19 protein-coding genes are annotated in these 21088 nt (G+C 55.9%); all 19 read left to right on the top strand.

Features of this window, described 5'->3' with window-relative positions; genetic code table 11:
• Positions 1-21: 21 nt before the first annotated feature.
• The 19 genes from DK507_RS17600 (at position 22) to ftsZ (ending at position 21046) form a co-directional block, all read left to right on the top strand.
• Positions 22-1017: a cysteine synthase A gene (locus DK507_RS17600; RefSeq protein ID WP_109357581.1), complete on the top strand. Its 996-nt coding sequence runs from the start codon at positions 22-24 to the stop codon at positions 1015-1017.
• The gene (locus DK507_RS17595) at positions 1007-1390 is read left to right on the top strand and encodes a hypothetical protein (protein WP_162559119.1); all 384 of its coding nucleotides are present in this window, start codon (positions 1007-1009) and stop codon (positions 1388-1390) included. Before DK507_RS17600 ends, DK507_RS17595 begins: the two co-directional genes overlap by 11 nt.
• Before the next feature lie 123 nt (positions 1391-1513).
• Complete coding sequence (locus DK507_RS17590) at positions 1514-2164, top strand: hypothetical protein (RefSeq protein WP_162559118.1); 651 nt, start codon at positions 1514-1516, stop codon at positions 2162-2164.
• Between the two features lie 316 nt (positions 2165-2480).
• Positions 2481-2969, top strand: a complete 489-nt coding sequence (locus DK507_RS17585; protein WP_109357578.1) for a division/cell wall cluster transcriptional repressor MraZ — start codon at positions 2481-2483, stop codon at positions 2967-2969.
• On the top strand, positions 2966-3931 hold the full coding sequence (gene rsmH / locus DK507_RS17580) for a 16S rRNA (cytosine(1402)-N(4))-methyltransferase RsmH (protein ID WP_109357577.1): 966 nt from the start codon (positions 2966-2968) through the stop codon (positions 3929-3931). The genes DK507_RS17585 and rsmH overlap by 4 nt, the downstream gene beginning before the upstream one ends.
• Entirely contained in the window at positions 3928-4530 is a 603-nt protein-coding gene (locus DK507_RS17575) for a hypothetical protein (RefSeq protein WP_109357576.1), read from the top strand. Before rsmH ends, DK507_RS17575 begins: the two co-directional genes overlap by 4 nt.
• Positions 4527-6215 (top strand): penicillin-binding protein 2, encoded by a 1689-nt coding sequence (locus DK507_RS17570; RefSeq protein ID WP_109357575.1) that lies wholly within the window; start codon positions 4527-4529, stop codon positions 6213-6215. Before DK507_RS17575 ends, DK507_RS17570 begins: the two co-directional genes overlap by 4 nt.
• A 3-nt stretch (positions 6216-6218) precedes the next feature.
• Positions 6219-7697 carry a UDP-N-acetylmuramoyl-L-alanyl-D-glutamate--2,6-diaminopimelate ligase gene (locus tag DK507_RS17565; protein WP_109357574.1) on the top strand — a complete coding sequence of 493 codons (1479 nt, stop codon included), beginning with the start codon at positions 6219-6221 and terminating at the stop codon, positions 7695-7697.
• The gene (gene murF, locus DK507_RS17560) at positions 7694-9115 is read left to right on the top strand and encodes a UDP-N-acetylmuramoyl-tripeptide--D-alanyl-D-alanine ligase (RefSeq protein WP_109357573.1); all 1422 of its coding nucleotides are present in this window, start codon (positions 7694-7696) and stop codon (positions 9113-9115) included. The genes DK507_RS17565 and murF overlap by 4 nt, the downstream gene beginning before the upstream one ends.
• Positions 9115-10185, top strand: coding sequence for a phospho-N-acetylmuramoyl-pentapeptide-transferase (mraY, locus tag DK507_RS17555; protein WP_109357572.1), 1071 nt, complete (start codon positions 9115-9117; stop codon positions 10183-10185). The genes murF and mraY overlap by 1 nt, the downstream gene beginning before the upstream one ends.
• A complete protein-coding gene (gene murD / locus DK507_RS17550; RefSeq protein WP_109357571.1) occupies positions 10182-11516 on the top strand; it encodes a UDP-N-acetylmuramoyl-L-alanine--D-glutamate ligase in 1335 nt (444 codons plus the stop codon). The genes mraY and murD overlap by 4 nt, the downstream gene beginning before the upstream one ends.
• A complete protein-coding gene (locus DK507_RS17545) occupies positions 11513-12751 on the top strand; it encodes an FtsW/RodA/SpoVE family cell cycle protein (RefSeq protein WP_109357570.1) in 1239 nt (412 codons plus the stop codon). The genes murD and DK507_RS17545 overlap by 4 nt, the downstream gene beginning before the upstream one ends.
• Positions 12748-13947: an undecaprenyldiphospho-muramoylpentapeptide beta-N-acetylglucosaminyltransferase gene (gene murG, locus DK507_RS17540; protein ID WP_109357569.1), complete on the top strand. Its 1200-nt coding sequence runs from the start codon at positions 12748-12750 to the stop codon at positions 13945-13947. The genes DK507_RS17545 and murG overlap by 4 nt, the downstream gene beginning before the upstream one ends.
• Positions 13944-15350 carry a UDP-N-acetylmuramate--L-alanine ligase gene (murC, locus tag DK507_RS17535; protein ID WP_109357568.1) on the top strand — a complete coding sequence of 469 codons (1407 nt, stop codon included), beginning with the start codon at positions 13944-13946 and terminating at the stop codon, positions 15348-15350. The genes murG and murC overlap by 4 nt, the downstream gene beginning before the upstream one ends.
• Entirely contained in the window at positions 15347-16264 is a 918-nt protein-coding gene (murB, locus tag DK507_RS17530) for a UDP-N-acetylmuramate dehydrogenase (RefSeq protein ID WP_109357765.1), read from the top strand. Before murC ends, murB begins: the two co-directional genes overlap by 4 nt.
• Entirely contained in the window at positions 16261-17181 is a 921-nt protein-coding gene (locus DK507_RS17525) for a D-alanine--D-alanine ligase (protein WP_109357567.1), read from the top strand. Before murB ends, DK507_RS17525 begins: the two co-directional genes overlap by 4 nt.
• Complete coding sequence (locus DK507_RS17520; protein WP_109357566.1) at positions 17178-18065, top strand: cell division protein FtsQ/DivIB; 888 nt, start codon at positions 17178-17180, stop codon at positions 18063-18065. The genes DK507_RS17525 and DK507_RS17520 overlap by 4 nt, the downstream gene beginning before the upstream one ends.
• A 72-nt stretch (positions 18066-18137) precedes the next feature.
• The gene (ftsA, locus tag DK507_RS17515) at positions 18138-19397 is read left to right on the top strand and encodes a cell division protein FtsA (protein WP_109357565.1); all 1260 of its coding nucleotides are present in this window, start codon (positions 18138-18140) and stop codon (positions 19395-19397) included.
• Between the two features lie 104 nt (positions 19398-19501).
• A complete protein-coding gene (ftsZ, locus tag DK507_RS17510) occupies positions 19502-21046 on the top strand; it encodes a cell division protein FtsZ (RefSeq protein ID WP_109357564.1) in 1545 nt (514 codons plus the stop codon).
• Positions 21047-21088: the final 42 nt, after the last annotated feature.

Genomic DNA, 21088 nt, shown 5'->3' with positions numbered 1-21088 from the left:
ACGCGGACTATGGAAGGTCGCATGAATATAGTGAATGAAACGCTCGACCTGATCGGTAACACCCCGCTCGTTCATCTTGCTGGCCCCAGCGCGGAGGCAGGATGCGACATTTATGGCAAATGTGAATTCGCCAATCCCGGCGCTTCGGTGAAAGACCGTGCTGCTTTGTTCATTGTGCAGGATGCCGAGGAACGCGGGCTGTTAAAGCCCGGTGGCATGATCGTGGAAGGTACCGCTGGCAATACCGGGATTGGAATCGCGCTCGTTGCCAATGCCAAAGGTTACAAGACAACAATCGTCATGCCGGAGACTCAAAGCCGGGAAAAGATGGACACGCTTCGCGCCTTGGGAGCCAGGTTGGTTCTGGTGCCTGCGGCACCTTATGCCAATCCTGGGCATTTTGTTCATACCAGCCGCCGCCTTGCCGAAGAAACAGAAGGCGCGGTTTGGGCAAACCAGTTTGACAATGTCGCTAACCGCCGTGCGCATATTGAAACGACTGCGGAAGAAATCTGGAAACAGCTCGATGGCAAGGTCGATGGCTTCGTTTGCGCAGCGGGGACCGGCGGAACGATCGCTGGCGTGGGCATGGGCCTGAAAGCCAAGAATGAGAAAGTGAAGATTGGACTAGCTGATCCACATGGTGCAGCCCTGTACAACTATTATGCGCATGGTGAATTGAAATCCGAAGGCAGCAGCGTTGCAGAGGGGATCGGGCAGGGACGGATTACAGGCAATCTGGAAGATGCACCAATTGATACGCAATATCGGATCAGCGATGAAGAAGGGATGAAATGGGTCGAACGCCTGTTGCAGGAAGAAGGACTTTGCCTTGGCCTCTCATCCGGGATTAATGTAGCTGGTGCTATTGCACTTGGCAAAGAGCTTGGTCCCGGTAGCAAGGTCGCCACGATATTGTGCGACACCGGTTTTCGCTATCTGTCCTCGCTCTACAATGCCAATTGGCTAAGAGAGAAAGGATTGCCGGTTTTCCCGTGGCTTGAAGATGATGAGTGAGGAACAGAAAGAAACTGCAAACCGGCAAGATACGGTTCAGCGTATTCAGGTGGGTGTTGTAGGCTTGGTGGCAGTCCTCTTGCTCGTCAGCGTCGCCAATTTTGTCTTGCAGCGCGCCAGTGACGAACAATCCGCAATTGAGGAAATCCAAGCTGAAGCGGCTGACAGGTCAAGGGAACTGGTTCAGGAAGTTGCACCTGTACCGGCGCCTGCTCCGGCCGAACCACTGGCGGAACTGGGTATTACACCCGCACCGGTGCCGGAAGACGAGGTGGTTCAGCCTGTACCGACCGTACCGGGTTCCCGGGCGCAGGTCGTTCCTGACCTGGAACCCGATCCCAAGCTGGAAGCGCCTATGGACCAGGAGCGATAGTCATTGGTGCGGGTTACTGCTTTGTGTTTGGCCCTCGCAGCAATCTTGGGACTGTTTTCGCAGTGTAGTCCGGCAGCTACCAATTTGCAGAACGAGAATTCTGCCCCCGCCAAGATCCAGCTGATGACCAGTCTGCCGATTGTCTGGGGCGAGGGCGCATCAATGAAGAGCATCGTTTCGGGAGAAGCGTCTCCAGCCCCGATTTATGCGCATTGGCAGCAGCAACATGATTTGACCGCAGTGGACAGTTTTGCCGGGCTGGAAAATTCCGATACCGATCTGATCTTGCTGGCCCAGCCACCCGCAATGGACCCGGCCGACATCGCGGCGGTTGACGCCTGGGTGCGGGCAGGCGGCAAGGCAATTATCCTGACCGATCCGATGCTGGTATGGCACACGGAATTTCCCATTGGTGATAATCGCAGACCACTGACGTCCGGTTTGCTATCCCCTTTGCTGGGGCACTGGGGCCTCGAATTGCTGGCACCTGATGGCGATGGAGCGGGCGGCGTGGAACTCGAATTTCCCAATGCCAGGATATCAACTGTCGGTATCGGAACTTTCAAGGCCGCGGCAGAGCGTGAAGACAGTCATGCCGACTGTGCGTTCAGTGCTGGCAATGTGATGGCACGCTGTTTCGTCGGCAAGGGGGCAGTGATTATCGTCGCTGACGCTGATTTTCTGAATGATGCTCTATGGTCAAATCAGATTGGGGAAGACACGGGCGATGCACGGGAATTGACGGACAGTTTGATCGCTGATTTGCAAAAATAGACTCGATTCTGGCGCCACACCTGCTCTGAAGTCCACTTATTTGCCGTGTTTCCAACAACTAATCCGAGTTTTTGCGACGTCTACCGAAAGGGGGGTAAAATAAAAATCAATTAAATCAAATAGATAGAGAAAATACTCCGTAAATTCCCGCAAAATCCCGTAAAATCCCCTTCCATCCCTAGCTCTCCCCTGTTAACCCTGTTTCGTTATCGGGGTAAATTTCCTGTCCGGAATTCTGGTTTTTCGGGAGTGGTTCGTTGCGCGCTTCTCCACACGGGAAAGATTTGCCTTTCGATAGTGTTGAGGGATTGAGGCTGTGTCAGGCAATTACGCTTATTCAGGATCGGGAATTTCCGCGATAGACGACAAAGGTCGCCTGTCCGTTCCTGCGTTCCTGCGTAAAGACCTGATCGCCAGCAGTGACGGCCGCGTTCTGTGTCTTGGCAAACATGAAAAATGGGACTGCCTGGTCGGCTTTGGACTCAGCCGCAAAATCGACATGCTCGCGGAAATCGACAAGGAAGAGGAAATCGCAATCGCGCGGTCGGAACCCTATGACCGCGATGCCGCTGGTGCCCGCAAATTCTCAACCCTGCAAGAACTCAGCTTTGATGCGAGTGGCCGCTTTGTCCTGCCGCCCATGCTGCAAGCCATTGGCGGCCTGAAAGACAACGTCCTCTTCCACGGTATTGGCAAGACATTTTGCCTATGGGCGCCACAGGCGCTGCTCGACACAACCAGCGACGTTCCCGTGGACAAGCGTCTGGTGGAATTTCATCTCAGCGAATTGGGGAAAAAGAAATGACCCCAAATGAAGTCGCACCCCAAGCCAAGCCTCATATTCCCGTCCTGCTTGACGAAGTCATCGATGCGCTCGCCATTACCCCGGGCGAAACGCATGTCGATGGTACGTTCGGTGCTGGCGGATACAGCATGGCGATGATTGCTGCTGGCGCCAAAGTGTATGGCTTCGATCAGGACCCTGATGCTATTGCTAGCGGCCAGTCATTGGTTGCGGCTTCAGATGGCAAGCTGATCTTGCACCATGGCTATTATTCGCAAATGGCCGACGTGCTGGATGGCGAGGATATTGATGGTGTCACGCTGGATATTGGCGTGTCCTCTATGCAGCTGGATCAGGCGGAGCGCGGATTTTCTTTCCAGAAAGACGGCCCACTCGACATGCGTATGTCGCAAGATGGCCCCAGCGCTGCAGACTTTTTGAACGAAGCGGACGAAGAAGAGATTGCCGATGTCATCTATCGCTATGGCGAAGAACGGCGTTCGCGGAAAATTGCCAAGGCGATAGTCAATGCGCGCCCGCTAACCCGCACTTCCGAACTGGCTAGCGTCGTTCGCAAAGCTTTGGGTCAAAAGCCTGGCGACAAGAAAGACCCAGCAACCCGGACCTTTCAGGCCATTCGCATCCATATCAATCGCGAGCTTGGTGAACTGGAAGATGGTTTGGTCGCCGCGGAGCGACTGCTGAAACCAGGTGGCCGTCTTGCCATCGTCACCTTTCACAGCCTTGAAGATCGTATCGTCAAAAATTTCCTGCGTGATCGCAGCGGCCAAAAATCCGCTGGTTCACGCCATCTACCTCAAGTTTCCGAAACACGGCCGGCACCCACCTTTCATAAACCAGCCAAACTGGTGCGTCCGGCCGGGGCGGAGCAGGTCTCTAATCCCCGAGCCCGCTCCGCCACCCTCAGATCAGCGGTGCGTTCCGATGCACCAAGCCATGCGAAGATAGGAGGCGTGCAATGAAACTGGCAGTGAAACGTCTTGAAGGTATCGGGTGGCTGGCGCTAGTTTTTCTCGTCGCGATCCTGCTCTATCCCTTGTCTCTCAGCGTGGCCACTCTACGCAGTGATCTTGCGCGGACCGACAGCAAGATTGTGTCGGTCAAAAAAGAGATCCGCTATCTCGAAACAGAGTTTAGTGCGCGCGCCAATTTGCGGCAGCTGGAGCACTGGAACAAACTGGAATATGGCTATGTATCTCCCAACGCCTCGCAATATCTGGATGGAGAGCGGGCGCTCGCCAATCTGGGTGGCAAGGATTTGCGCAAGCCGGTTAAAGTGGCTGTCATCAGCACCATGGACAAGGTTCCGCCAGCGGGCATAATCGGTTCGGTCTTTCCAACGGCATCAGCCAAGGTGCGCGATAGCGACAGCAATGATGCGTCACCCGTCGCGATAAACGGGGAAGATGACAATATCGGAGAAGAGCCCACGGCGGCTGAATTGCGCGAAACGAAAACCGCGCGCGTCGCTGATATGGAGGACAAGCTGCTCGATGACGGGTTGATCAAACAGCTCGCGGCCAGGGCAGATACCGAACAAGCGGGGAGCCGCGCTCAATGACCACTCTTCTGGCAAGCAGCAGAAAGATGCAGTTTTCCGGGAAGAGTAAGGAGGTAGCAGCCAGCGCCCACTTTCGTTTGATGGTGTTGCTGCTCGTGTTTCTGGCGATTTTCACGATTATTGTCGGACGCCTGATCAGCTTTAGTATATTGGAGGACGCCAAGCCAACAAGCATGTCGAGCTCGGCTTTTGTTCCGGCGCGCGGTGATATTGTAGATCGCAACGGTGTTCCGTTGGCCCGAACGATGAAAGGCTACGCTATCCGCGTGGTGCCAGAACGGGTGCTCGGCGACAAGGAATTGCTGGCGCGCCAACTGGCTGATCTGTTTCCTGATACAACGGAGGCAGAATTTCTTTCCAAGCTAAAGGGCTCTCGGCCGACTTACCTTCGCCGTCGGGCGTTGCCCAATGAAGTGCGACAGGTCCATGCGCTTGGCGAGATCGGCATAGAATTTCCACGAGAGAATGAACGGCTTTATCCTCAGCGTGATTTGGCGGCCCATGTTTTGGGTTATGTCAATGCCGATAGCGAAGGCGTTATGGGTATGGAGCGTGCACTTAATGACCGCTTGAAGGATGAAAGCCTTCGCGGCAAGCCGGCTGCCCTGTCAATTGATAGCCGGGTTCAGGCGGCGCTCGAAAGTGAACTAATGGTCGCGATGACGGCTCACGAAGCGCGCGGTGCTGCTGGTATCGTCCTGGATGTCCATACCGGCGAAGTAATGGCGCTTGCCTCTTTGCCAGTATTTGACCCGAACAAGATCCGCAAAGCGACGATGAAATATCAGATTAATGAAGTGACACAGAGCGTGTTTGAGCTGGGATCGACTTTCAAACCTTTGACCGTCGCTGCTGCGCTTGATGCCGGAACAGTCACGGACTTGGCCGTGCGCTACAATGCTACAGAGCCGATTAAGGTTGCAGGCTTTAAGATCAAGGATGATCATGGTCAGAACCGTTATCTCAACGTGCCGGAAACGCTGGTGCACAGTTCCAACATCGTCACCGCGCGACTGGCGGACAATCTGGGCAAGGAGCGCATGGAGCACATGATCCGGCGGCTCGGTTTTGATGAACGGCCTCATATCGAGCTGGCGGAGCGTGGAAAGCCGCTTTGGCCGCAACGTTGGGGACGGGTAACCAATATGACGGTGGCCTATGGTCACGGAATCGCAGTGACGCCTCTGCATCTGGCCAGCTCTTATGCTGCCCTGGTCAATGGCGGTATCTGGCGGCCAGCGACATTGCTTAAGGTGGAACCAGGCGAGGAAGCTGAAGGGCGCCGCGTGTTCAAGGCGGCGACCAGTGCGCGGATGCGGCAATTGCTGCGGATGATCGTGTCAAACGGGACGGGCCGTAAAGCCGATGCGCCAGGTTACCGGATTGGCGGCAAGACGGGGTCTGCGGAAAAACCATCCAATGGCGGTTACAACAAGACGTCACTTGTTTCGACATTTGCAGCCGCCTTCCCGATGGACAATCCACGCTATGTTGTGATTGCCATGCTGGATGAGCCCAAGGGTAATGCGGAAACCGGGTTCCAACGGACGGCTGGCTGGACCGCAGCGCCCGTTGTACGCAAGGTCGTTCCACGGATTGGGCCAATGCTGGGCGTCGTCCCGGATGAACACCGCGATGTTGATGTATCGGAGCTAACACCGCTTCTCTGGTCGCCGAAAGGATAGGCGATGAAATTATCTGCTCTTATCGCCGGGCTGAATGACGCGGCATTGGAAAGCGAAGAAGGTGAGGCTCATGTCACCGGTTTTGCGATTGACCATCGCAAGATCGCGCCGGGAAATATATTTGGCGCCTTTCAAGGTACCAAAGTCAACGGCGAGGATTTTATCGAAGACGCAGTCTCTGCCGGCGCGCTAGCGATTGTGGCGCATCCTGATGCTGAGGTTGAAGGCGCTGTCCATATTGCTGCCGAAGAACCGCGACGTGTTTTTGCATTGATTGCGGCCCGTTACTTTACCCCGACACCGCAACATGTTGCAGCGGTCACCGGGACGAACGGCAAGACATCTACTGCGGAAATGACCCGTCAGCTATGGCGTATGGCCGGTTTGAACAGTGCGTCGATCGGCACGCTGGGGGTCACGACAGCTGATGAACAGGTCAAGACCGGGCTGACGACGCCCGACATCGTAACTTTTCTGTCCAACATGTCCGGCCTGGCCCGCGAAGGTGTCAGTCACGCCATATTCGAGGCTTCCAGTCACGGCCTGTCACAATATCGCACCGAAGGTTTACCTGTGCATGTCGGTGTGTTCACCAATCTTAGCCGGGATCATCTCGACTATCATGGCGATATGGATAGTTATTTCGAAGCCAAGATGCGGCTGTTTGACGAGGTCGTGCAGGACGCTGGTACGGCAGTTATCTGGGCGGATGATGAGTGGTCAGCTCCCGTTATCAAACGCGCTATGGATCGCGGGCTGAACCTCTTCACCGTTGGCGAACAAGGCACATCGCTTCGCCTCCTGTCACGCACGCCAACCCAATTGGGCCAGGTGTTGATGGTAAAGGCGCAGGGAAATACCCACCGTATATCGCTGCCGCTGATCGGTGCCTATCAAGCGGCCAACGTGCTGTGCGCTGCAGGTGTTATTCTGTCCACCGGCGGAGCACTGGACGATGTGGTTGACCATCTCCAGCGGGTCCAGCCCGTGCGAGGCCGGCTGGAACGCGCTGTCATTACGAAAATCGGTGCGCCTGTTTACGTTGATTATGCTCATACCCCCGATGGCCTGCATGCGGCAATTGATGCACTGCGGCCCCATGTCAAAGGGAAGTTGATTACGGTTTTCGGGGCTGGCGGTGATCGGGATACAGGAAAGCGGCCTGAAATGGGCAAGGTAGCGGCGGAACTATCCGACATTGCCATCGTGACTGATGATAATCCGCGTGGTGAGGATCCTGCCGCCATCCGGGCCGATATCATGGCGGGTGCACCGGGTGCCCAGGAAGTAGGTGATCGGCGTGCAGCCATCGCCCATGCCATTGGGCTAACGGGAGCAGATGATATCATATTATTGGCCGGCAAGGGACACGAACAGGGTCAGATCATTGGCGATCGCGTCATTCCGTTTGATGATGTCGAAGTTGCCCGGGAATGTGCTCGCGAAAGCAATGGCGTGCCGCAATCGGAGGCGACGGCATGACCACCCTGTGGAAATCTTCTGCTATTGCCGAAGCGATCGGCGGACACGCCAGTGTTGATTTTGAAGTCCACGGCGTCGCCTTTGACTCACGCGAAATTGGTCCCGGCGATCTGTTCTTCGCGCTGAAAGGCGAGCAGAGCGACGGGCATCTTTATGTTGACGATATCTATGCCGCGGGCGGTGCAGGCGCAGTCGTCAGCCAGCCGGTTGATGGCCCCCACATATTGGTGTCGGACACCACGAAGGCGTTAAACGATCTGGCCATCGCATCCCGGGCCCGCACCGATGCGAAGATTATTGGAGTTACAGGGTCGGTAGGCAAGACCGGCACCAAAGAAGCCCTTTTTGCAGCCTTGAACCGTGCGTCCATGGGAAAGTCCCATCGGTCGGTGAAAAGCTACAATAACCATGTTGGCGTTCCGCTGAGCCTGTCGCGTATGCCGGCGGAATGCCAATATGGAATTTTTGAAATGGGTATGAACCATGCGGGTGAACTGTCGCAGCTCACTCGGCTGGTGCGGCCTGATGTTGCGATCATCACCGCGATTGCGCCAGCCCATATCGGTCATTTTTCCGGCGTGGAAGCGATAGCCGATGCCAAGGCCGAAATTTTCCAGGGTTTGACCCACCAGGGGACTGCTGTCATTCCCCGCGACAGCGATTATTTTCAGCGGCTTCGTAAAGCTGCTCTGCGTTGCACCAAGAAGATCGTGACTTTTGGCTTCGATGCTCAGGCCGATGTGCGCGCCATAGATGTGGTTCCCGCGCAAGGCGGCGGTTCGCTGGTAACGGCCCGTTTTAGCGACGATGGCGAAGGGGATCGCAGCTTGTGTTTCACGGTTGCAGAACCGGGCAAGCACTGGGTGTCCAATGCGCTCGCCATATTGGCAGCGGTTCGTGCAGTCGGCGGCGATCTGGCGGCGGCTGGTCTGGCACTGGCAGAGCTGCAGGGCCTTGATGGTCGCGGCAGACGCCATCAAATTGAACTTAAAAATGGCGGGCGAACGCTTTTGATTGACGAGAGTTACAACGCGAATCCCGTGTCGATGAAAGCTACTTTGGCGCAGTTGGCGCGCGAAAATTGTGGTGGCAAAAAGATCGTCATTCTGGGCGCAATGGGCGAGCTGGGAGACAAAGCGCAAGCGTATCACGAGGCACTGGTCGAAGACATCATCACCTCTGGTGCACAGGCCGTCATATTGGTTGGCGACGAGATGGCCCATACGCAAGCTCGGCTGGAACAATTATCGTCGGAAAAACTTGATCACTCTCTCAAAATATCTCATGTCGCGGGTTCTTCGGAAGCGCTGGCTGCAGTCGCAGGGGAAATCAGTGACGAAGACATCCTTCTTATCAAGGGGTCAAATTATCTGGGGCTTTCCAAGGTCGTATCGGCTTTGGTGAGTGGGGAGTTTTAATGTTTTATCTATTGGCACAATGGCTTGAATTTGAAGGCCTGTTCAATGTCTTTCGCTATTTGAGTTTCCGTTCAGGCGCAGCGGTTGCAACCGCACTGTTCATTGGCATGTTGATTGGACCAAGATTCATCAACATGCTGCGGATGAAACAGGGCAAGGGTCAGCCTATCCGTGAGGACGGGCCGATTACTCACCTGAAAAAAGCAGGCACGCCGACCATGGGCGGCCTCATGATTTTGCTTTCGGTAGTTATCTCCACTTTGCTTTGGATGGATCTGAGTAATATTTTTGTCTGGGTCTGTATCTTCGTGACGCTGGGTTTCGGAGCGATAGGCTTCATGGATGACTACGACAAAGTCAGCAAAGCCAGTCACAAAGGTGTTCCCGGGCGTGTCCGGTTGTTGATGGAATTTGTCGTTGCCGGTTTTGCAACCTGGATCATTGTCCAACAGGTTGGCACCAATCTCTATGTTCCGTTTTTCAACGATGTGCAGGTCAATCTCGGGTGGTTCTATTTCCCCTTTGCCATGTTTGTCATCGTCGGCTCGGGCAACGCGGTGAATCTGACTGATGGGCTTGATGGGTTGGCGACGATGCCGGTGGCGATCGCAAGTGCGACCTTTTTGATTCTCGTATATATGTCGGGCAACGCGGTATTCTCCGAATATCTCGGCATTCCTTTTGTAGCGGGTGCGGGTGAGCTCGCCATTTTCTGCGCCTGTATCATCGGAGCCTGTCTGGCCTTTCTCTGGTTTAATGCACCGCCTGCGGCCGTATTCATGGGCGATACCGGCAGCCTAGCCCTTGGCGGCGCACTGGGCGCTATTGCTGTTTCGATCCATCATGAAATTGTCCTCGCCATTGTTGGCGGGCTTTTTGTGCTCGAGGCGGTCTCGGTCATCGTTCAGGTCTTCTTCTTCAAACGGACGGGCAAGCGGGTTTTCCGCATGGCGCCGATTCATCACCATTTTGAACAGCTTGGCTGGTCTGAATCCACTGTCGTGATCCGTTTCTGGATCATCAGCTTGGTTCTGGCGCTGGCCGGCCTTGCAACACTCAAACTCAGATGATGCGTTCGTCCGCCTTTGCCAACAAGAGCTATGCCATTTTGGGCCTGGCGCGATCCGGCATGGCGACGCTTGATGCACTGCACGCCAGCGGTGCGAGAATATTGGCATGGGACGCGCGTGAAGAATTGCGCGAAGCGGCGAATGACAAGGCCATTATTGCCGATCCAATGGAAGCGGACCTTAGCGACTATGATGCGATAGTCGTGTCACCCGGCGTGCCGCTGAACACCCACCCGATCCGTGACAAGGCCGCCGATGACGGTGTGCAGATTATCGGTGATATCGAGCTATTCGCTCAGGCACGGCGGTCCCTGCCGCCACATCGTGTCGTCGGGATTACAGGCACTAATGGGAAGTCCACGACGACCGCGCTTTTGCATCATATCATACAGAGCGCAGCCCTGCCGACGCATATGGGCGGGAATATTGGTGTACCGATCCTTTCACAGGAACCCTTGGCGGCAGGCGGCGTCTATGTGCTGGAACTGTCCAGCTATCAGATTGATCTGACACACAGCCTGGATTGCGATGTGGCGATGTTGCTCAACATCAGTCCGGACCATCTTGACCGCTATGACAGTTATGATGCCTATGCTGCGGCTAAGGTACGCCTGTTCGACATGATGGACCCGGACCATGTTGCGATTTTCGGCAGCACAGATGAAAAAACACAGCTTGCCTTGGAACTCATACGCGCGGAAGGCCGGGTAAAAAACATTATGGACAGCAGTGCCTTCTTTCTGGAAGGGCAGGAGAACTGGCCATCCTTGCAGGGGCCGCATAATCTGGAAAACGCGGTTGCAGCAGTGGTCGCCGCAGAAGTGCTGGGCATAAAGGAACACCAATGGCGTCCCGCGCTGGCGAGTTTCAAGGGCCTGCCGCACCGGATGGAGCGGATGGCCGAGGCCGAAGGCGTGCTGTTTGTGAATGACAGCAAGGCAACCAACCCGGCTTCTACCGGCCCCGCGCTTGGCGCCTATCCCAAAATTCACTGGATTGTTGGCGGATTGCCCAAGAGTGACAGTCTTGAAGAGTGCGAACCCTATTTTGGTAACGTGGTCCAGGCTTACACAATTGGTGATGCCGGGCCGATGTTTGGTGAATTGCTTGCGCCGCACATGCCGGTTGATCCTTGCGAGATGATCCTGACCGCCGTGCAGCATGCGGCAGCCAATGCCAAACCGGGCGAAGTGGTTTTGCTGTCACCGGCCTGTGCCTCGTTCGACCAGTTCAAGGATTTTGAAGCGCGCGGCGAATGTTTCCGCAACGCGGTAGAAAGTGTCATCGAAAATAATCTAATCGGAACAGCGGCTGGGGGCAGTATAGAATGACCGATGGAACAACCTCTAAAGGTCCGTTGCCGGAAATTGCGGCAGGCCTGAAAAAGAAGCGCTTCCAACTGGAATCGCGTCTGGGGCGCAGCGACCGTTCGCCATTGGCAATCTGGTTCTGGGAACTGGACCGGGTGTTGCTGGCCTTGATGTTGACGCTGATTGCTATTGGCCTGATCGCGGTCGCGGCCGCATCGCCGGTATCTGCGTTGAAGCACAGCACTGCGGCGGTTTCGCTTGATCCGCTTTACTATTTTTATCGTCAGCTCGGTTGGGTAATAGTGGGTGTTCCCATTATGCTGGTGGTGTCAATGCTACCCAAGGAACAGGCGCGGCGCTTTGCGATTATCGCAGGGGTGGCCGCCTTTGCTCTGCTGTTTCTGGTGCCGATTTTCGGTAAGACGGTTAACGGTGCACAGCGCTGGATCGGCTATGGTTTCGCCACGGTCCAGCCGGGAGAGTTTCTCAAACCCTTTTATGCCGTTTCGCTGGCCTGGCTGCTTTCCTTGCGGGTCAAGGACCCTTCACTTCCGGTGATATCACTGTCTTTCGTGCTAACCGGGGTGATTGCCCTGCTCTTGATGATGCAGCCAAATCTTGGTCAAACACTGATTTTTTGCGGTATCTGGTTTGTGTTGATGATGATTTCCGGCCTCTCGGCGCGTCTGATTGCGGCGATCAGTATGGGCGGGATCGGTGGACTGGTCGGGGCCTATTTTCTCTATCCGGTGGCGACACAACGGATCAATACCTGGCTCTTCGGCGGCGATGAATTTGATCAGGTGATGCTGGCGCACAAGGCACTGACCGGTGGCGGCCTGCTGGGTACAGGTCCCGGTCTTGGTACCGCGAAGTTCAAACTGCCGGAAGCGCATACCGATTATATTTTCTCGGTCATTGGCGAAGAATTCGGGTTGCTCGCGTGCGTTGCGATCGCGCTGGTCTATCTTGCCATTGTGGTACGGGTATTCCTGCGCCTGCTCGATGAGGAGGATAATTTCATCATCCTCGCCGTCGCCGGTCTGACGGCGCAATTTGGTGGGCAAGCACTGATCAATATGGCGGTGAATCTGCAGCTCTTTCCTTCCAAGGGCATGACATTGCCGCTGATCAGCTATGGCGGCTCCTCTTTTCTGGCCCTGTCGCTCGGCGTTGGACTGCTGCTGGCCTTTACACGCAGAAATCCCTATTTAGATCGCTCACTTTATGTCACAAATGGGATGGTGACCAAATGAGCTTTACGAAACATTATGTTCTCGCCGCCGGCGGTACGGGCGGCCACATGATTCCCGCCTATGCACTGGGCAAGGAACTGGTCCAGCGTGGCCATCGTGTGGCGCTGATCACTGATGAGCGCGGCGAGAAAATTCCCGGCATGGTCGATGACGGTCAGGTCCATGTACTGCCGGCCGGTCGGATCACCAAGGACCCGCGCGGGTGGCTATCGGGTGCGCGCGCGATCATGAAGGGTCGCAAGATGGCGATGCAGCTTTATGATACGTTCGAGCCTTCCGCTGTTGTCGGCTTTGGCGGCTATCCCGCCTTTCCGGCGCTGCTCGCCGCGAACCGCAAGAATATCCCGACAATCATCCATGAACAAAATGCCGTGCTAGGCCGGGTCAATCGCTTGGCGGCGCGCTCGGTTAATGCGATTGCCACGTCCTATCCCGATATCCTGAAGCTGAAACCGAAATATGAGGAAAAGGTCCATCTGGTCGGAAACCCGGTGCGTGAAGAGGTTATCGCGTTGCGCGAGGAGCCCTATCCACCACTTACGGGGGAAGGTATATTCCGCGTGCTGGTCACCGGTGGCAGTCAGGGGGCGACCATTCTTTCGGATGTCGTGCCGGATGGACTGGCTCTGTTGCCGATGCATCTACGCCGCCGGCTGCAGGTTACTCAGCAATGCCGCGAGCAGGACATCGAGCGGGTCCGCGAAAAATATGCCGAGCATGACATTCCGGCCGAACTGGCTACTTATCTGCCAGACCTGCCGCAGCGCCTTGGTTGGTCGCATCTTGTGATCGGGCGGGCAGGGGCGTCAACCATCGCCGAGCTGACAACCGCAGGACGTCCTGCGATCCTTATCCCGCTGCCGATTGCGACAGATGACCATCAAACCCAGAATGTCCGCGAGATGGTCGCCGCCGGCGGTGCGCGTGCGATTGCGCAGCCACAGTTTACGGCCAAGGAACTGGCCAAACAGATGCAGAAAATGGCCCTTGGTCCGGATGCACTACAAAATGCGGCGCGCTTTGCCCGTAAATGTGGTCGGCCCGATGCGGTGAGTGATCTGGCCGATCTGGTGGAGAGCATTGGAACATCGCCGCTTTCCAAGACGCTGAAGGTGAAGAAGGAAAAACTCCAGCTGGCTCCCAATCCGGGCCCAGCACTCGCAAAGGACAATCTCGCGAAAGAAAGCATGCGATGAAAGGTGTCGGTACAGATATTGGCACAATCCATTTTGTTGGCATCGGCGGTATCGGCATGTCCGGCATTGCCGAGGTCATGCATAATCTTGGCTATCAGGTGCAGGGCTCCGACATAGCTGATAGCTATATCGTCGAAGGCCTGCGCGCCAAGGGTATCAAAGTGATGATCGGCCAGAATGGCGAGAACGTCGTCGGGACGGCCGTGGTGGTCACATCTACCGCCGTGAAACGCGGCAATCCCGAAGTGGAGAAAGCTCTAGAAGACCGTATCCCCTTGGTCCGGCGTGCGGAAATGCTCGCGGAGCTGATGCGGCTGAAGCGGACCATCGCGATTGCTGGCACACATGGAAAGACCACGACCACCTCGATGGTTGCGGCGATGCTGGATGCTGGCGGAATTGATCCGACCGTGATCAATGGCGGCATCATCAACAGCTATGGTTCCAACGCGCGTCTGGGTGACAGCGAGTGGATGGTCGTTGAGGCTGATGAGAGCGACGGCAGCTTCCTGCGTCTCGATGGGACGATTGCGGTTGTTACCAATATCGACCCCGAACATCTCGATCATTATGGCAGTTTCGACAAGATCAAGGACAGCTTTGTCGAGTTTATCGAGAATGTGCCCTTTTATGGTGCCGCGATCCTTTGTCTTGATCATCCCGAAGTACAGGCGATCCTGCCGCGCATTCGCGACCGGCGGCTGATCACCTATGGTTTTTCCGCGCAGGCTGATGTGAAGGGTGTCAATGTCACGCCCATTCCCGGCGGCAATCGCTTTGATGTGGTCGTTCGCGATCGTGATGGCGAGACGCGGACAATTGAAGGCATTACACTGCCCATGCCGGGGCGGCACAATGTCGAGAATGCGATTGCTGCGGTAGCTGTGGGCCTCGAAATGGGCATGACGGACGAACAGATAGCCAGCGGCTTTGATCATTTTGGCGGCGTCAAACGGCGCTTTACCAAAGTGGATGAAGTGGACGGTGTTTCGATCATCGACGATTACGGCCATCACCCGGTCGAAATCCGCGCCGTGCTTTCCGCAGCTCGCGAAGGCGCGGAGGGACGTGTCATCGCAGTGGTGCAGCCGCATCGCTTCACCCGGTTGCGCGATCATATGGAGGATTTTCAGCAAGCGTTTAATGACGCGGATATGGTTTATGTCACGCCGGTTTTCGTCGCTGGCGAAGAACCGATTGAGGGTGTGGACAGCGAAGCACTGGCTGCCGGGCTTCGCAAACGTGGACACAGAGTTGCCGAAACCGTTGCAGATGAAGCGGATTTGACGGCACGACTTGCCGAGGTGGCGGAAGACAAGGACATGATTGTCTGTCTGGGCGCCGGAGACATTACCAAATGGGCTGCGGGATTGGCCGATGGCATGAAAGCAGCACGATCATGACGGTCGCGACAGCTCTTCCCGAAACCCGTGGCAAGCTGACGGCCGAAGCGCCGCTGGCACCGCTAGTCTGGTTCAAAAGCGGTGGTCCGGCAGAATGGCTTTTCGCGCCGAAGGATGTGGACGATCTCCAGCAATTTCTCCGCGATCTCGATCCCACCATTCCCGTCTGGCCCCTGGGTCTAGGGTCCAATCTCATCATTCGCGATGGCGGAAAACGTGGTGTGACTATCCGTCTGGGCAAGGCCTTTGCCGGGATTGAAACCGTCGGCAAGGGACGGTTCGGAATTGACAATGCACTGATTTGTGGTGCCGGCGCGCCGGGAATTTCCGCTGCCAGTATGGCACGCGATCATGGCATTGCGGGCATGGAATTCTTGCGCGGTATTCCGGGCACAATTGGCGGTGCCGTCCGGATGAACGCCGGTGCCTATGGCCGGGAAGTCTGTGACATATTGGAAAGCGCGGACGTTGTCCTGCGAACCGGCGAGCTGAAAACCATTGCGCTGGCGGACATGGGATATACCTATCGCCATTCTGAGTTGCCGGAAGGGGCTATCGTGGTCAGCGCTACGCTACGAGGAACCGACGGAGATCCGGAAATCATTGGCGCAGAAATGAAACGCATTGCCGATGAGCGTGAAGCGTCCCAACCGCTGCGTTCCAAAACCGGCGGTTCGACCTTCAAGAATCCCGACGGGCACAAGGCATGGCAGCTGGTCGATGAAGCCGGTTGCCGCGGTCTTCAAATCGGTCAGGCACAGGTATCGGAAAAGCATTGTAATTTCCTGCTCAACCTCGGTGGTGCTACGTCGTCAGATATCGAAGCGTTGGGCGAAGAAGTGCGTCGGCGCGTGAAGGAGCATAGCGGCGTGGACCTGCAATGGGAGATTCAGCGCGTGGGGGATGAAGTATGACCGATAGACTCCATGTTGCGGTATTGATGGGCGGCTGGTCTGCCGAGCGCGAGGTTTCGCTGATGAGCGGCAACGGTGTCGCCGATGCGCTTGAGAAAAACGGCCATAGGGTGTCGCGCATCGATATGGATCGTAACGTTGCTATGGTCATTGATAGCATCAAGCCCGATGTCGTGTTCAATGCGCTGCATGGCTGTCCCGGCGAAGACGGGACGGTCCAGGGCATGTTTGATCTGATGCAGATTCCCTATACGCATAGCGGCCGCGTGACCTCCGTCATTGCTATCGACAAGGAACTGACCAAACAGCAATTGGTTCCGGCCGGTATTCCCATGCCTGAAGGCAAAATGGTAAAGAGCAAGGATGTTTTTGAAGCCGATCCATTGCCGCGACCCTATGTCCTGAAACCGGTGAACGAAGGCTCATCGGTGGGTGTGGCAATCATTACCGATCAGGGCAACTATGGCAATCCGATAGGCCGCGACGTATCCGGCCCGTGGCAGGAATTTGACGAACTGCTCGCCGAACCTTTTATCAAGGGACGCGAGCTGACAACCGCGGTTGTTGGCGGCAAGGCGCTATGCGTAACTGAGTTGAAACCGAAGGCCGGTTTTTACGATTACGACGCCAAATATACCGAAGGCCTGACTGAGCATATCTGTCCGGCGGAGATTCCGGCGGAGATTGAAAAACTTTGTCTCGATTATGCGTTGCGCGCGCATCAGGTTCTGGGTTGCAAGGGAACGTCGCGGACGGACTATCGCTGGGACGACGAATTGGGTGCGGACGGCTTGTTTGTACTGGAGACCAATACCCAGCCCGGGATGACACCGCTCAGTCTTGTGCCGGAACAGGCCAAGCAAATGGGCATAAGCTATGAAGAACTGGTCGAAATGATTGTGAGGGAAGCGCTATGACAGCAGCATCAGTCAGGCGGACAAATAAAAAGTCCAAGGGTAAACCCCGCAAGGTGAACAAGAAAAAAGTCCGCCAAGTGTCGATCTTTGACAGGATCCTCCGCGCCATGCCGGTGACGGAGGCACAGGTACAGAAAGGTCTGACCTGGGGATTGGTCGGCGTGTTCGTGTTGGGCGCCTATAGCGTCGCTCACTATACCGGTATCAACGAGCGGATCAGTAGCCAGATTGCAACCTCCGTCGGTGCCGCAGGATTTGAGGTGAAGCGGGTTGAAGTCACAGGCGTCAACCGGATCGACGAACTGAAAGTCTATGAAATCACCCTGGCACAGAAAGACCGTTCCATGATGCTGGTCGACATTGATCAGGTGCGGGATGATCTGATGGGTAACGGCTGGATCAAGGATGCCCGGATTTCGCGCCGCTTGCCCGATACGTTGGTGGTAGAGATTGTCGAGCGGGAGCCAGCAGCCGTGTGGCAGCGCGATGGCAAATTGTCCCTGATCGACCAGACCGGATATCCATTGCAGCAGATACAGCCGGAAGAAATGCCGGACCTGCCCGTGATCGTGGGCAAAAAAGCCAATAAACGCGTGCCGGAACTCACCAAGCTACTGGACGTTGCACCGGCACTCAGTCCGATGGTGACGGGCGCGACCTGGATCGGTAATCGGCGCTGGAACCTGGAATTTGAGAGCGGGGAAACATTGGCCTTGCCGGAAGGCGAAGAGACAGCAGCGGCGGCGCTGTTAAACTTTGCCCGGATGGACGGGGTTAATCGCTTGCTGGGACGCGGGGTTGTGCATTTCGATCTGCGCGATTCAGAGCGGGCTTATCTGCGGATGCCGCCGAAGGTGGAAACATCGCCGGAACCAGAGGGTTAAACAACACGCTATCAAAATGGGGGCGATTGGGGGCACCATGAGGCAGCAAAAAGGATATAAGGGAACAGACTAATGGCAGCACGGGTAGAAAAGATTTTTACCGCTTTGGATATCGGATCGTCCAAAATTACAGCGATGATCGCTGGTCGGATGGACAATGGTGATATCACCGTGCTGGGAACCGGGCAGCGCGCCAGCAAAGGCGTGAAACGGGGCTATATTGCTGATACCGAACGAACCGAACTGGATGTCCGCGATGCGGTGGAGCAGGCCGAGCGTATTGCTGGTACCAATATTGATGATGTGTGGGTGAGTTTTTCTGCTGGCGGCCTGACCAGCATGTTGACCTCGGTCGAAACAGAACTGGGTGGTCACCGGATTGAGCAGGAGGATATTGACCATCTGCTGAAAGCCGGACGCAACAGCATCGATCCGCAGGGCAAGATGGTTCTGCACGCACAGCCTGCGCTCTATACGATTGACGGGCTTGCCGGGGTAAAGAAGCCCAAGGGTCTGCATGCTGACCGTCTGGGCGTGGATATCCACGTGATTCTCGCCGACGCATCACCGGTACGCAATATCGACATGAGCGTGCGCGGCGCGCATCTCAACGTGAAATCGATAATCGCGTCTCCCATTGCTGCGGGCACAGCCTGTCTGTCTAAAGAAGAGCGCGAGCTTGGCGTCGCGATGGTCGAATTGGGGGCTGAGGTTACCAATGTCTCGCTATTTGCCGGCGGGATGCTGGTTGGTCTTGCCACGCTGCCCTATGGCGCAGCAGATATTACTGATGATATTGCATCATCCTTTGGTTTGCGGCGGGCACAGGCGGAGCGGATCAAGTGTTTCCACGGGTCGGCCACGACCAGCCCGCGTGACAACCACGATGTCATCGATCTGCAACTGGATCAGACCGGGCCGGAAGCCGATGAAGATGGCCGTATCACCAAGGCGCAGCTGATCGGTGTGATCCGTCAGCGGCTGGACCATCTTATCGGTGAGATCGGCAAGACGCTAAAGGAACTCGGGTTTACCGGACCGGTCGGACGGCAGGTTGTGCTCACCGGCGGCGGTGCGGAACTGAAAGGCATTGCGGATTATGCGCAATCAGCGCTGGGTCAAACCGTGCGGATCGGTCGCCCTACCGGACTAACAGCTTTGCCCGATGCCCATAGCGGTCCGGGCTTCGCCGGTTTGGCTGGGCTGGCGCTTTATGCGGCGCAGGAACCCGTCGACCTCAGATCGCTTTCCAGCAGCCATCAAAACGTCCACAAATATGCCGGTTCTGCGGTAATTGGACGGCTGATGTCGGCAATCCGGGGGAATTTTTAAGAATTTACGAAAAAAATTAACTTTTGGGGTGATTCCAACATCAAATTTGTGCAAAGCGTTACCCAAATGTTACACATCGAGTTTATGTCTGGGGAGACAGTAAAATGAGCATCAATATTGGCCCACCTGAAGTGGAAGAGTTGAAACCACGGATCGCCGTTATTGGCGTTGGCGGTGCGGGCGGCAATGCCATTGCAAATATGATCGCAGCCAAAGTGGAAGGCGTTGATTTCATCGTCAGTAACACCGACGCACAATCGCTCAACAGCTCTCCTGCAGAACAGCGCATTCAGCTTGGACCTGAGATTACCCAAGGTCTTGGTGCTGGTTCTCGTCCGGAAGTCGGACGCGCAGCAGCGGAAGAAACGCTCGAGCTGGTTGAGAAGGCTCTGGACGGAGCGCATATGTGCTTCATCGCTGCCGGCATGGGCGGCGGCACCGGCACGGGGGCTGCTCCGGTTATTGCCAAGGCGGCGCGTGACAAGGGCATTTTGACAGTGGGCGTTGTTACCAAGCCGTTCACGTTTGAAGGCACACGGCGCATGAAATCGGCCAATGCCGGTATCGAAGAGCTGCAGAAAAACGTGGATACTCTGATCATTATCCCCAATCAGAACCTGTTCCTCGTCGCCAATCCGAACACGACGTTCAAGGAAGCGTTCCTGCTAGCCGATGAAGTGCTGCAACAAGGCGTTCGCGGCATTACCGACCTGATGGTCATGCCCGGGCTGATCAATCTTGATTTTGCTGACGTCCGCTCCGTGATGCACGAAATGGGTAAGGCGATGATGGGTACTGGCGAAGCCGAAGGCGACGGCCGTGCTTTGGAAGCCGCAGAAAAAGCTATTGCCAATCCACTGCTCGATGGTGTTTCGATGCAGGGCGCGAAGGGCGTTATCGTTTCGATTACTGGCGGTGAAGATATGCGCCTGATGGAAGTCGATGAAGCCGCCAATCATATTCGCGAGCTGGTCGATCCCGATGCCAATATTATCTGGGGTAGTGCATTTAACGAAAATCTTGATGGTCGCATCCGCGTGTCCGTCGTGGCGACGGGCATTGACAGCGACGGTTCTGTCGCAGCGCCATCGACGGCTTCGTCCTTTGCAATGAGCAGCCCGGCGCCGGCCGCATCTTCCTTCGCATCCAGTATTCCTGCAGAAGAGGAAGAGCCTGAAGTTGAAGAGGTTGCAGAAGCCCAGGAAGAACCCGTTCTTGACATGGCAGAAAGCCTTGAAACTTCTGAGGCGGAAATGGTCGTTGAACCAGAGCCCGCTCCAGAACCGGAGCCAGAACCAGAGATTGCTCCCGCTCCGACGGCTACTTATTCGGATGATGATGAGCTGGAAGATGAAACCGCTGCTGCTCCATCTTTCGCGTCGCTGACACCCGGTATGGTCAGTGATGACGAACCGGAAGAGGAAGAGCTGGTTCTCGGCGGTGATGCCATGCAGCCGGTGGAAGAAGAAGCACCGGCATCAGCCGAGCCAGCACCACGGGTCGCCAGCGGCGGTGGTACATTGTTTGAACGGATGTCCAACCTGACACGCGGAAATAATAAAGCCGATGAAGAAGGTGAAGAAGGCGACGAGGAATCACGCGATCCGCTCGATATTCCGCGCTTCCTGAACCGCCAGAACAACCAGTAGGGGCGTCGACATCAATGTGTCGCTTGTAACAACCTTTAAACC

Source organism: Sphingorhabdus sp. EL138 (assembly GCF_900258045.1).
In the GTDB taxonomy this organism is placed as follows: Bacteria; Pseudomonadota; Alphaproteobacteria; order Sphingomonadales; family Sphingomonadaceae; genus Parasphingorhabdus.
This window is presented reverse-complemented; position numbering and strand designations above follow the sequence as displayed.